The sequence below is a fragment of the Alcaligenes sp. GCM10023179 genome (genome assembly GCF_042653705.1).
Lineage (GTDB): Bacteria > Pseudomonadota > Gammaproteobacteria > Burkholderiales > Burkholderiaceae_B > Alcaligenes > Alcaligenes phenolicus.
In genome coordinates, this window is sequence record NZ_JBHSIQ010000002.1 from 230778 (window position 1) to 244083 (window position 13306).

Annotated in this window: 11 protein-coding genes; 7 read left to right on the plus strand and 4 right to left on the minus strand. The window is 57.9% G+C overall.

Annotated features, from left to right (window positions below):
- Positions 1–930 (plus strand): acyltransferase domain-containing protein, encoded by a 930-nt coding sequence (locus tag ACFPDR_RS10450; protein WP_321289876.1) that lies wholly within the window; start codon positions 1–3, stop codon positions 928–930.
- 30 nt (positions 931–960) lie between these two features.
- Here ACFPDR_RS10450 and ACFPDR_RS10455 read toward each other — a convergent pair whose 3' ends face one another.
- The 3 genes from ACFPDR_RS10455 to ACFPDR_RS10465 form a co-directional block, all read right to left on the minus strand.
- Complete coding sequence (locus tag ACFPDR_RS10455) at positions 961–1896, minus strand: LysR substrate-binding domain-containing protein (protein ID WP_026484233.1); 936 nt, start codon at positions 1894–1896, stop codon at positions 961–963.
- Positions 1897–2104: 208 nt separating this feature from the next.
- Positions 2105–2917 carry a mechanosensitive ion channel family protein gene (locus ACFPDR_RS10460; RefSeq protein ID WP_035271438.1) on the minus strand — a complete coding sequence of 271 codons (813 nt, stop codon included), beginning with the start codon at positions 2915–2917 and terminating at the stop codon, positions 2105–2107.
- Positions 2918–3446: 529 nt separating this feature from the next.
- Entirely contained in the window at positions 3447–4055 is a 609-nt protein-coding gene (locus ACFPDR_RS10465; protein ID WP_083054047.1) for a class I SAM-dependent DNA methyltransferase, read from the minus strand.
- 88 nt (positions 4056–4143) lie between these two features.
- Here ACFPDR_RS10465 and ACFPDR_RS10470 point away from each other — a divergent pair, with 88 nt between their 5' ends.
- The 6 genes from ACFPDR_RS10470 to ACFPDR_RS10495 all read left to right on the plus strand — a co-directional run bounded on the left by ACFPDR_RS10470 (position 4144) and on the right by ACFPDR_RS10495 (position 11931).
- Complete coding sequence (locus tag ACFPDR_RS10470; protein WP_026484230.1) at positions 4144–5142, plus strand: LLM class flavin-dependent oxidoreductase; 999 nt, start codon at positions 4144–4146, stop codon at positions 5140–5142.
- A complete protein-coding gene (locus ACFPDR_RS10475) occupies positions 5139–6065 on the plus strand; it encodes a LysR substrate-binding domain-containing protein (protein ID WP_026484229.1) in 927 nt (308 codons plus the stop codon). Before ACFPDR_RS10470 ends, ACFPDR_RS10475 begins: the two co-directional genes overlap by 4 nt.
- Before the next feature lie 75 nt (positions 6066–6140).
- Positions 6141–7169: a Bug family tripartite tricarboxylate transporter substrate binding protein gene (locus tag ACFPDR_RS10480; protein ID WP_060185679.1), complete on the plus strand. Its 1029-nt coding sequence runs from the start codon at positions 6141–6143 to the stop codon at positions 7167–7169.
- Positions 7166–8773, plus strand: a complete 1608-nt coding sequence (locus tag ACFPDR_RS10485; protein ID WP_115634120.1) for a gamma-glutamyltransferase family protein — start codon at positions 7166–7168, stop codon at positions 8771–8773. The genes ACFPDR_RS10480 and ACFPDR_RS10485 overlap by 4 nt, the downstream gene beginning before the upstream one ends.
- Positions 8774–9189: 416 nt before the next feature.
- A complete protein-coding gene (locus tag ACFPDR_RS10490; protein ID WP_239055214.1) occupies positions 9190–11034 on the plus strand; it encodes an ABC transporter ATP-binding protein in 1845 nt (614 codons plus the stop codon).
- 132 nt (positions 11035–11166) lie between these two features.
- A complete protein-coding gene (locus tag ACFPDR_RS10495; protein WP_376911107.1) occupies positions 11167–11931 on the plus strand; it encodes a glucosamine-6-phosphate deaminase in 765 nt (254 codons plus the stop codon).
- On the opposite strand, the gene ACFPDR_RS10500 is transcribed toward ACFPDR_RS10495, so the two are convergent.
- Positions 11884–13284, minus strand: coding sequence for an efflux transporter outer membrane subunit (locus tag ACFPDR_RS10500; protein WP_376911108.1), 1401 nt, complete (start codon positions 13282–13284; stop codon positions 11884–11886). The two genes, ACFPDR_RS10495 and ACFPDR_RS10500, sit on opposite strands and share 48 nt — an antisense overlap.
- Positions 13285–13306: the final 22 nt, after the last annotated feature.

The window sequence follows — 13306 nt, forward strand, 5'->3', positions numbered from 1 at the left end:
ATGAAAATCGCCCTGCTGTTTTCCGGGCAAGGCATGCAATACGCAGACATGCTGCCCTGGATGAACCCGGCAAACCCCTTGCTGCTGCAAATGCAGGAACAGTTGCACGTTCCCGATTGGCGCGCTGCCATGCGCGACACCCGTTGGGCCAGCACCAATGCCCATGCCCAAGTTGTGCTGACAGCTTGCGCCTTGGCCGCTTGGCAGGAATTGCAGGAGCACGTCCCTGCTCTGCAAACCTCCAGGCGATCTTTGGTGGCCGTGGCGGGCTACAGCATTGGTGAACTGGCAGCCGCTTGTGTAGCGGGTGTGTTATCTGCCAGTAATACCATCCAGCTCGCCGAACAAAGAGCCGCCTTGATGGATAAAGCCGGGGCCGGACAGGACAGCAGCATGCTGGCGATAAGTGGGGTTTCAATCCGGACGATTGAACAATGGTGCCAAGCACACGGCGCTGCCCTGGCCATACGCAATGGTCCTGATAGTGCTGTCTGTGCGGGACCACGTGACAAGCTTGCTGCCCTGGAAAAATTCGCTCAAGAACAAGGGGCACGTTGCACACCCCTGGCCGTGAATATTGCCTCCCATACCCATTGGATGAGCAGCGCATCCCAGGCCTTTCAAGAGCAACTGAATCAAAGCGAACTGACTGCCCCGACCTTGCCTTGGCCCACCAATGCCGGTGTATGGGTGCATAACGCCACTACCGCTGCCCAGGCCTTATCAGCGCAGTTGATGCAAACCGTGCAATGGGACTCCTGCATGGAGCAGATTGAAGAGCGACAGCCCAATGTGGTGCTGGAGATTGGTCCGGGCCGCAGTCTGGCGACCATGTGGAATCAACGCTATCCGGAGATTCCTGCGCGCGGTGTGGATGAGTTCCAAACCCTGGATGGCTTGCAACGCTGGCTGTCTCGCTGGGCTGGATAAACACAAGACAGCGGCTTGCACAGACCCGCATCAACCCGACGTCGGCCCTTCTTTTTCCAACTGAGTACGCACGATCCGGCAGGCCCGTAACAAGCTCAACACATTCGGGCTGCGCTCGCGCGACTTCATGCACACCAGGCCGATACGCTGTGAATGTCGATACTTCGGCTCCAGGCTCAGCCACTGAATCTTGTCAGAAAAAACCGCTTTGGCTCGCGCAGGTAAAAGGGAGCATCCCACACCACCACTGACCAGGCTCATCAAGGAAAAGATGTCTCCGGTGCGCATCACAATATCGGCATCAAACCCAGCTTTGGCCAACATGCGCTGCATATCCCGCCCCGTTGCAAAATCATCGGTCAGCGACACAAAACGTTCCTTGGAACAACGCTCCAGATCCACCACGGACGAGTCCGATCCTTGCCAATCCATGGGAGCAGCAAACATCAGTTCATCATCAAAAATGGGCAGCACTTCCAGATCATCCGGTTGCTCCTGTGGCAACTCGATCAGGGCTGCGTCAATATGACCACCCCGCAACTTTTGCAGCAGCTTCTCGTTGGAGTCCAGCACCAGATCAATCTGCAATAAAGGCTTGTGAACCTTCAGCTCTACCAAAAGGCGCGGCACCAAACGTATCGTCAGCGAATACATGGAGCCTATGCGCAACTGATCCGACGAATACCCCCCGGCTTCGCGGGCAGCATCAATGCCATGCTGCAAGGTACGTATGGTTTCCTTGGCCGCTTCGGCCAGCTCGCGCGCCGACTCCTGTGGCACCAGATTGCGGCCTTCCTGCAAGAACAGCGGGCAGCGCAACCCTTCCTCCAGGCTTTTCAAGGCCCGATGCACGCTCACCGCACTGGTGCCCAATTGTTCAGCGGCACGGGCAATCGTGCCGGCTTCCAGAAAAGCCAGCAAAACTTCCAGGCGTCGTACCGTGATTTTTTCGTCGATCAGAAACATCGTGAGGGCAGGTGGAAAAACAGCGCCAGAGCAAAGAGTACAGTATGGGAGAAGCCCGCAGTAAGTCCAATGCAGGCTAACCCGAAAAAAATGCCCCAAGCCGCTAAAAGCAAGGCTTGGGGCATTCATACTTTCTATCGGAACCGCATGGGCTTGAAGCCTGCAGGACACGGTTCAAAGCCGGAGTCAGGCCTTGAACCCATCATGTTCATGCAGCCTTTTTCTCGCCAACCGACTGCACGATTTCACGTACTGGAACGGGCGTCTGCAAACCAGCCTGATTCAGCACTTGGACCGCACGGCGGAACAGATCAAAACGGGCATCCCAGAAGTCAGCAGCATTGATCCACGCACGCAGATTGACGGTGATTACGCTGTCCTTGTACTCCATGACCATGACCAAAGGAGCCGGGTCTTTCAGCACCTGAGGATGTTCATTGAGCAGGTCTTGCAGCAGCTTGATGGCCAGGTCCAGATCATCGCCATAACGTACGCCCACCCCGAAGTCCAAACGACGAGTGGTGTTACGGCTGTAATTGATGATAGGGTTGCCCCAGATCAGGCTGTTGGGCAGCGTAAATTGAATGCCATCCACTTGCTCAAAGCGGGTCAGGAACAAACCCACTTCCTGCACGGTGCCGTCACCTTTACCAACAACCGACACAAACTCGCCCGCACGCAAGGGACGCAGCATCAGCAACATGATGCCGGCGGCGATATTTTGCAGTGTGTTCTGCAAGGCCAAGCCCACCGCCAAACCGGCGGCACCCAGTACCGCGATAATGCTGGCGGTCTGCACACCAAAACGGGCCAACACGGCAATCAGCACAAAGATGCGGATTGTCCAGACCGTTACGGACTGGGCCATAGGCACAATCGTCGGATCCACTCGAGGCGAGCGGGCTGCCATGCGCTTGATGGCACGACCGGCGACGGCAGACAGCCACCAGCCAATAATCAGAATCAACAAAGCAATCACGACGTTGAGCGCAATCGCGACAACGGCTGGAAACTCTGTCATCCAGGCTTGCAATTTTTCCACGTTTCAATCTCCTCAATTAAAAGGCAAAGCACCGAAGGGACTGGCCGCCAAGGGTAAACATTGCTAGTGCGCATCATAGCCTTGGGACGGGTCTGAACCCAAGTTGAGCAAGCCCACCATCTTATCCCCGAAAACTGTGGATAGCTCATAGGAAAAACTGGGCAAATCAGAAAAACCTTCCGTAGTATCAGCCACTTGAAAACCACGAACAGAAAACATCCAAATCCGGAAACAGACGCCAGCTTATCCCCATAAAATGTGGACAAGTCACAGGATAAACCGTGAATCACTGCACTTATCCCCGTGCAATCAAGCACTTAGAAATGGCGAGCAGAGAATCGACAATTCTTTACCATTTTTTTCCTCGGGCAAGCCTCTGCTTGTTGAAAACCGGCTTATCCACAAAAGATGTGCATAAAAATAGGGAAAACCCCTGTATTAGCAAAAAATAGGCTTATAAAACAATCACCTAAGTAGCCAGGTCAGGGATTCACCATTTTGCACCTGTTCAAGCCGGTACGCGCCACAGGGAAGCCAGCCAATGCTGCTCCTGCGGCGGCCTGTCTGTGGGGCGATAAAAGTGATCGATATACTCAAAGCCCGCTTGCTCCAGACGCTCTGACCACTGCTCCCAACTGTAGTAACAACCATAGCGCTGACCATTCCAGCCTTCTTGCCCCTGACCACGCGGATTGGAAGAAAACAGCACGCCGCCAGGTCGCAGGCTATGACGCAAGGCCGTCAACACAGCTGGTAATTCGGCACTGGGTATATGGAATAAAACCGCATTGGCAAACACGCCATCAAAAGCCGCAGCGGGCAAATTCAAATCCAGAAAGTCCTGATGCAGCACCGGCAAGCCAGTTTGCTGACGAGCCATCTCCACGAAAGCCGCACAGCCATCCAGGCCCACCGGGCGGTGACCCATGGCCTGAAACGCGACCAGATCCCGCCCCGGTCCACAGCCCAGATCCAGAATATCCACAGGCCCCGGCAAGCCGATGGCTGCCAACAAAGCATCGCGATTCTGGCTGACATCATGGTCCCACGTGCCGTCCCGATAAGCCTGCGCATGGTCCTGGTAATGATTGACGGTGCGACGACTGGTTTCTTTCATCTGAACATCCTTGCCTATGCTATGGGTTTACTTGACGCTGCCTAACGATGGATCGACTATATCCTGAGTCCAATTTGAATCTGATGCCATGAAGCCAAGCTATCCGCTCTCCGTCCTAGACCTGTCCCCTATTGTTCAGGGCTCTACCCCGGCCCAGTCCTTTCGTTGTTCGGCGGACATTGCCCGTCATGCCGAGCAGTGGGGCTATCACCGTTACTGGCTGGCCGAACACCACGGCATGCCCGGTATTGCCAGTGCAGCCACTTCAGTTCTGATCGGGCACATTGCCGGTCAAACCAGCCGCATTCGTGTGGGCGCGGGCGGCATCATGTTGCCCAACCATTCCCCTTTGGTGATTGCTGAGCAGTTTGGAACGCTGGCCTCCCTGTACCCCGGCCGTATTGACTTGGGCCTGGGTCGTGCCCCTGGCTCCGACCCCGAAACCGCCCGCGCCTTGCGCCGCAATCTGAACAGCGACCCCGACCAGTTTCCGCGCGACGTGCTGGAACTGATGGACTATATGTCCGACGAGCCGCGCAACCGCATCATGGCCGTGCCCGGTCGCGGACTGAATGTGCCGGTCTGGATTCTGGGCTCCAGCCTGTTTGGTGCTCAACTGGCCGCCGCCTTGGGCTTGCCCTACGCCTTTGCTTCGCATTTTGCACCTGCTCAATTGATGGATGCTATTGAGGTTTACCGCCGTCAGTTCCAGCCTTCCGTGCATCTGGAAAAACCGTACGTCATGCTGGGCTACAACGTCTTTGCCGCCGACACGGAAGACGAAGCCAAGCTGCTGGCCTCCTCCTGGCAACAGTCTTTTGTGAACCTGCGCAGTGGTCGTCCCGGCCAGTTGCCACCGCCCGTACGCGACTACTACGAGCAATGCAGCCCACCCGCCCAGCATCTGCTGGACTCCCTGCTCAGCTGTACGGCCATTGGCAATCCGGAACAAGTGCTTGAACAGATGAAAGGCTTCATTCAACTGACCGGCGCCAACGAACTGATGCTGAACGCCAATATCTTTGACCATAACAAGCGCTTGCGCTCCTACGAGATTGCCGCCGAGCTGCGCGGCAGTCTGGTATGAACCCACGCCATCTTCAGGAGACCGCACTGCGCTACTTCCAGGAAGTAGCGCGTTGTGGCTCTATCTCGCAGGCGGCCAGCAATCTGCATGTGGCCACATCGGCCATCAGCCGCCAGATCAGCGGACTGGAAGAAAACCTGGGTATGGCCTTGTTCGAGCGCCATGCCCGTGGCATGAACCTGACCGCTGCGGGAGAACTGCTGCTGGCCCATGCCCGTCGCAGCGCCATGGATGCCGAGCGCACCTTGCACGATATTGCCGCCTTGCAAGGGCTGCAAACCGGCCTGATACGCATCGCCTCCTCTGAAGGTTTGGCCGCCCAGCTACTGCCGCAGTGCATCGCACAATTTCGTGAAAAGCATCAGGGCATCCGCTTTCAGCTGGACGTACTGCCACCACACCGCATCACCATGCTGCTGCTAAGCGGCCAGATTGATATAGGCATCAAATTCACCCAGACGGCTGAAAAAGACATCAAGACCTTGTTCCGCCGCGATGCGCCCGTCATGGCTCTGGCGGTTCCCGGCCACCCGGTCACCCGTACCGAACGCATCAGCCTGAAAAGCCTTCTGGCACACCCTCTGGCCTTGCCCGGCCCCGACACCACCGTGCGGCAAATGATGGATGTGGCCTGCAGCGCACAGAACCTGAGTCTGGACCCGGTATTCAGCAGCAATCACATGCAGTCTCTGCATCAATTTGCCTTGTCCGGCGCAGGCGTGACGGTGTCGGCCTTGCTCTCGGCTCGTCACCTGATTGAGCAAGGTTTGCTGCAAGCCAGTTTCATTCATGAACGCGGCTTGCTGAATCGTCAAATTGAAGTGCAGGCCCTGGCTGGCCGCCGCTTGCCCTCAATTGTTCGCCGCTTTCTGGACGAGTTGCTGCCGCAGCTTGAAGTCGACCCGCAAGCCTTGCCAAAATAGCAACGCTGACCTGCTTATTTGTTGCTGGTTCGGCATCATCGCCTTTCCTATCATCTCTTGATTGAGGAGATAGCCATGACAAGACCCAGCAACGCCGCAAGCAATGCGCAGCCCCCATCGACCCGTCGCCCCTGGCGGCGTCTTGCCCAAACCTTATTAGGTGCTGTTCTGGCCGTCAGTAGCGTGGCGGCCCATGCCAGCGATTGGCCTGATCGTCCCATTCGCCTGATCGTACCCTTCCCCACTGGCGGTGCCACCGACGTCATCAGCCGCCTGATTGCCGAAAGCGCGGCCAAAGCGATGAACGCCAACATCATTGTGGACAACCGCACGGGCGCGGGCGGCACGATTGGTTCAGGCGAAGTCGCTCGCAGCAAGCCCGATGGCTACACCCTCCTGTTCACCACCAGCAGCACCCACGCGATTGCTCCGCACCTGTACAAGTCCCTGCCCTACGATGCAGACAAAGACTTCACCCCTATCGCCCATTTGGGCGATGCCGCCAGCGTCTTGCTGGTGAACCCGTCCGTACCCGCACAAACGCTGCCAGAGCTGATTGACTATGCTCGCGCCCATCCTGATGAGTTGAACTACGCCAGCAGTGGTAATGGCACCATCGTGCACCTGGGCACCGAAGCCTTTTTGAATCAGGCCAATATCGTCATGTCCCACGTTCCATACCGCGGAACTGGTCAGGCCATTAACGATATGCTGGGCGGCTCCATTCATGTTTTACTGGACGCCATCCCCACCGGGATGCCCTATGTGAACAGCGGCCAGTTGCGCGCCCTGGCAGTAACCGGCCAGCAGCGCTCGCCGCTGGCACCCGATTTGCTCACCTTTCAGGAGTCCGGCCTGCCGGGCTATGAGTCGGTGACCTGGTTTGGCCTGTACGCCCCCGCAGGCTTGCCCGACGAAATTCGTGACAAGGCTTATGAGGCTTTTTCACATGCCGTTCAGGACCCCAAAGTACGCTCGCGCCTGCAAACATTGGGCGTGGACCAACCCCGCAGCACCAGCCGAGAAGAATTTATCTCTCTGGTCCGCGAGGACAGCGCACGCTGGCAAGGCCTGATCCAACTGACTGGAATACAGATTCAATGAACAAGACTGACACCTGTATGGACTGGAACAACCCCTACCCGTCCGCCCGCTCTGCGGTACTTGGCCAGAACATGGTCAGCACCTCCCACCCCTTGGCCGCGCAAGCGGGCCTGCGCATGTTGCAGGCTGGTGGCAATGCCGTCGATGCCGCCCTGGCGGCCGCCATCACACTGACTGTGGTCGAACCCACGGGTTGCGGGATAGGCAGTGATGCCTTTGCCATCGTCTGGGACGGCAAAGAACTGCATGGCTTGAACGCCTCCGGGCGCTCTCCCCGTGGCTGGTCGCCGGATCGTTTCAAAGGCCAAGCCACCATCCCCGACAAGGGTTGGGAAAGTGTCTCCGTTCCCGGTGCGGTCTCTGCCTGGGCCGAGCTATCCAGCAAGCTGGGCCGTCTGAGTCTGGAGCAAGTGGCCGCCCCCGCGATTCATTACGCCCGAGAAGGCTTCCCGGTCTCCCCCATAATCGCGCGCTTGTGGGAGCTAGGTCGTCAGCGTCTGGGCGATCAACCCGGTTTTGCCGAAGCCTTTTTACGTGATGGCAAAGCCCCAGTCGCTGGTCAGTGGTATCAGAACCAGGACCAGGCCAATACGCTGGAACGCATTGCGGCCACCCAGGGTCAGGACTTCTACACCGGCGAGCTGGCCAAACGTATTGCCGACTTCTCCCGCCAGCATGGCGGCGCCATGGATGAGCAGGATCTGGCCGAGCACCGCGCGAACTGGTGCGGCACCATCAGCCATCCTTTTGCCCAGTCCGTGATTCACGAAATCCCGCCCAATGGACAAGGCCTGGCGGCCTTGATGGCCTTGGGCATCATGGAACAAGCTGGTGTGGGCCAGCAGCCGCTGGACCATATCGACACGGTGCATTTGAGCATTGAAGCCATGAAGCTGGCTTTTGCCGATCTGTACGAGCACCACGCAGATCTGGAGCACATGATTCATCATCCCGAGCATTTGCTGGACCCGGCCTATCTGCGCGAGCGCGCCGCCCTGATTCAGATGGACAAGGCAGGCGACCCCAAGCACGGCCTGCCTGGCCCCTCCGGCACGGTCTATGTCACCGCCGCCGACTCCAGCGGCATGATGGTGTCCCTGATCCAGTCCAACTACATGGGTTTTGGTTCCGGCGTCGTCGTTCCCGGCACCGGCATCAGCATGCAGAACCGTGGTCATGGCTTTACCCTGCGCCCCGGTCATGTGAATGAAGTGGCCGGTGGCAAGCGCCCTTCGCACACCATCATTCCGGCCTTTGCCATGAATGCCGATGGCACCCCTCAAATGTCTTTTGGTGTGATGGGTGGCCCCTTCCAGTCGCAAGGCCATATGCAAATGGCACTGCGTGTTCTGCTGTACGGTCAGAACCCGCAGGCCGCTGCCGATGCCCCACGCTGGCGCGTGACGGGTGGCCGTGGGGTGGCGGTAGAACCCACTTTCGATCCGGCGCTGGTTCAGGCCTTGCGCGAGCGCGGTCATGAAGTCGTCGTTGAACCCGGCAGCGGTGTGTTCGCCTTTGGCGGTGCACAACTGATTCTGCGTCAGGGCAATCATTACGTGGGCGGCTCCGACCCACGTAAAGATGGTCAGGTGGTGGCTTACTAAGCCTATTTGCCTTCCAGAGATCACTGCCACTTTCTGATTGGGGTCTGGATAAGAACATCCAGACCCCAAATACCTTTGGGCCTCCCTATCTCTATTCAGACAAACCACTCGACGAAACAAAGACACGCTCACCAAGGCCCCATCCCTTCAGCCCCCTTCAAGGCTCAGCCCGGTCCACCAAAGAGCCAGGCACAGCCCCCAAAGCAGACTCCAGCATCGACTTGGCTCACTAAACGTACACCGTGGTCAATATCTGACACTTTCCCTACACAAAGACTGTGTTTTTATCAGGTTTTCTTCAGCCAGACAGAATGACTGCTGTACCATCAAAAATTGCCGCTTCATACCCCGGAAGCGGTTTTCTATTTGTCTAAACGGCCCTGTCATCCAGAGGGCCGTACGCTGGAGCCCATTCGGTGCTGTCATTCTTTGAACGTCGATTAGATCCCTATCCCGAACAACACGTCGCCCCTCCTCCCAAAGGATTTTTCCCCTTCATCTGGGCCTGTACGAAAAATTCACGCGGCTGGATTGGCTTGATGACCGTAACCTCGATTGGCCTGTCGGCCTACGAGGCCATGCTGTTTGCCCTGCTCAGCTATATCGTGGACTGGCTGCCCTCGATTGAACCTGCCCAGTTCTGGAGCCAGCAGGGTGGCACGCTGTTGACCATTGCCGCTGTTCTGCTGGGCAGCGTCGTGCTGATCAGCCTGCATACGCTGGTCATGCACCAGGTACTGGCCATCAACTTCCCCATGCGCCTGCGTTGGCTGTTTCACAAGCTGATGCTGAATCAGAGCATGTCCTTTTACGCGGACGAGTTTGCCGGTCGCATCACCACCAAGATCATGCAAACCGCTCTGGCGGTGCGTGAAACTCTGTTCATGGCCGTGGAAGTGGTCGTGGGCATGAGCGCCTACCTGATCGGTATTCTGATTCTGGCAGGCAGCTTTGACCGCCTGCTGATCCTGCCCTTCCTGCTCTGGCTGGTAGGCTACGCTTTGGCCTGCGTGTACTTTGTGCCCCGTCTGGGCAAAGTCGGGGCTGAACAGGCCGACGCCCGTGCGCTGATGACGGGCCGTATTACCGACGCCTACACCAATATCAACACGGTCAAGTTGTTTGCACACACACGCCGTGAAGCTGACCATGCCAAGAACGCGATGCGCCGCTTCCAGGAAACCGGCCATGCCCAGATGCGTCTGATCAGCATGTTTGAAGTGACCAACCATGTGCTGGCTACTGTCTTGCTGATCAGTTCGGCAGGCCTGGCCTTGTACTTGTGGTCGATTGATCAATCCACAGCCGGTGTAGTGGCGGCCGTCATTGCCATGGCACTGCGTCTGTCCGGCCATTCCCATTGGCTGATGTGGGAGCTGACCAATCTGTTCGAGAACGTAGGCACGATTCAGGACGGCATCAACACCTTGACGCAAAAACCCACGGTGGTAGATGCTCCCGATGCCAAGCCCCTGCAAATCGAGCAAGGTCGCATCGAATTCCAGGACGTGAGCTTTGCCTACCGCGATAAAAGCCGTCAGGTGATCGACAAGCTCAATCTGGTGATCAAGCCGGGCGAGCGCGTTGGTCTGATTGGCCGTTCTGGCGCGGGCAAGTCCACGTTGGTCAACCTGCTGCTGCGTTTCCATGATGTGGATAGCGGCACCATCCGCATTGATGGCCAGGACATTGCCCACGTCACGCAGGACAGTTTGCGTGCTGCCATTGGCATGGTGACGCAGGATACCTCCTTGCTGCACCGTTCCATGCGCGACAACATTCTGTATGGCCGCCCGGATGCCAACAACGAGCTGCTGCATATGGCGGTAGAGCGTGCCGCTGCTGCCGACTTCATCCCGCAACTGCATGACCGCCAGGGCCGTGAGGGCCTGGAGGCACATGTGGGCGAGCGCGGTGTGAAACTGTCTGGCGGCCAGCGTCAGCGTGTGGCAATTGCCCGCGTCATGCTGAAAGACGCCCCCATCCTGTTACTGGATGAAGCCACCAGCGCGCTGGACTCCGAAGTGGAAGCCGCGATTCAGGAAAGCCTCAACACCCTGATGCACGGCAAGACGGTAATTGCCATTGCCCACCGCCTGTCCACCATTGCGGCACTGGACCGCTTGATTGTGCTGGATCAGGGCCGCATCATCGAGCAAGGCAGCCACCAGGAATTGCTGGAAAAAGGTGGTTTGTATGCTCGTTTGTGGGCACGTCAAAGTGGTGGCTTCCTGGGAGAGACTGGCAAACAAGATAGTTAAAACGTGTCACTTGCTTGCAAAAAAAAACTGACGTTACATCTTTGTCCCATTAGAATTTCGAAAGATCAAACTTCGCCGTGCTTGCGGCGAAGTTTTTTTTCAACTTATTCAGCCCATACATAGAACAAGATTATGTTTTTAGTCTTCCCCGATTCCGCCGCCATTGCGGCACACCTGAGCGCCCGTCTTCAGGAAATTATTCGTCAGGATCCACAAGCGACTCTGGGTCTGGCAACCGGGGGGACCATGGAACCCGTCTACGCCCGTTTCGTACAGGACGTACGTGCCAATGGGCTGGATGTCTCCAAGATCAACAGCTTCAATCTGGATGAGTATGTGGGTCTGGCCGCAGCGCACGAGCAAAGTTACGCCTACTACATGCACCAGCACCTGTTCGGCCAACTGCCTTTTGAGGCTGCCCGTTTGCATCTGCCCAATGGCCTGACCCAAGAGCTGGAGCAGCACTGCCAGGACTACTCCGCCGCGATTGCGGCCAGTGGGGGTGTCGCCTTGCAATTGCTGGGCGTAGGCACCAACGGCCACATCGGCTTTAACGAACCGGGCACCCCTTTTGACAGCCGCACCCATGTGGTGGCCCTGTCCGAGCGCACCCGTATCGACAACAGCCGCTTTTTTGATTCCATGGACGAAGTGCCTGCATCGGCCATCACCATGGGGATTGCCGATATTCTGAGCGCCCGTGAAATTGCCCTGGTGGTCACCGGCGAGCACAAGGCTCGCACCATGCTCAATTACCAGGAAGGCGGTGTCACGCCCGAGCTGCCTTTCACAGCCTTGAAGCAGCACGCCAACACCCACATCCTGCTGGATGAGGCGGCTGCCAGCCTGCTAGACCCCAGCCTCTGCCACCGTCCCCTGATCAGCCAGGCTGCCTGAGCCAGCTTGCCAGCCCCCGCCCAGTGCTCGGAAGAGCGCCGCGCGGGATTGCAGACGTGCCTGCATCAAACTGACGCGCACATCCTGAGCGGCGTACAAGGTACGCTGCGCATCCAGTAAAGACAGCAAGGTTTCCGAGCCAGAGCGATAACGTGCTTCGGCCAGTTCAAACGCCAGCCTGGCTTGCTCCCACTCCAGCTCCATAGTCTGCGCCTGGGCATCAAGGCTATGCAGTTGTGCCAGCACGCCTTCCACATCCATATAAGCTTGCACAATGGTCTGCCGATACTGCGCCAGCCATTCCTGCAAACGGGCGTCGCTCAAATCCTTGCCCGCCTCCAGACGACCGGCATTGAAGATAGGCGCCACCAGCCCGCTGATCAGGCTGTAGACCGGATGGCGCAAGCTTTCTTCCCAATGATTGCCCGATGCCCCTGCCCGCGCCCCCAAGGTCAGGCTGGGATACATGGCAGCGCGCGCCACATGCACATCGGCATGAGCCGCTGACAACTGGGCCTCGATGCGCGCAATATCAGGGCGCTGCGACAAGAGCTGTGAAGGCAGACCTGCTTCCAGCTCCGGCACGTGCAAGCTGGCAATATCTTCCTGGGGCTCGGGCATGATTTCAGTACGGCCCAACAAGGTCGCCAGCTCCACCCGCGTGCGAATGGCCTGTTCTTCAATCACAAACAATTTGCGCTGTTGCGAAGCCAGCAATTGGCGTTGCTGTGCCAGCTCCAAAGGCGAAGCCGCCCCCGCCTGCAAGCGTGCTTCCAGCAGGCTCAACAAGCGTTGCGCAACGGCCAGGTTTTGACGGGCAATGGCCACGCGCTGTTTGTCGCCCAAGGCTTGCAGGCTTAAATGCACCACCTGCGCCTGCACGCTGACACGCAGCACATCCAGCTCGTAATTCGCCGCCTGAGCCAGGAACACGGCACTGTTGGCCTGGGCACGATTGCGTCCCCACACATCCAGCTCGTAGCTCATGAACACACCGGCCACATATTGCGAGCGAGAGTCTCCATGCGAGGAAGAAAACGGCGCATCTCTTTGCGCAGACAGATTGCCCTGCAATTCCGGCAGCAAACTGGCTCCGGCAATGCGTGCCTGAGCCTGCGCCTGCAAGATCCGGGCCTGGGCCTGACGCAGCACCGCCACGTCCTTCAAGGCTTCCTGCATCAGGCTGTTCAAGGCGGGGCTGTTATAAGCACGCCACCACTCCGGCTCTACCTGGGCCAGTACAGGACTGGGTGTCGCCTTGACTTGCTGTTGATACGCCTGGGGCAGCGTCGGCGGGGTCTTGTCCAGATCAGAGGACAAGGAGCCGCACGCTTGCAGCACAAGCGTGCTCATGGCCCCTGCTATCCATCGGTAA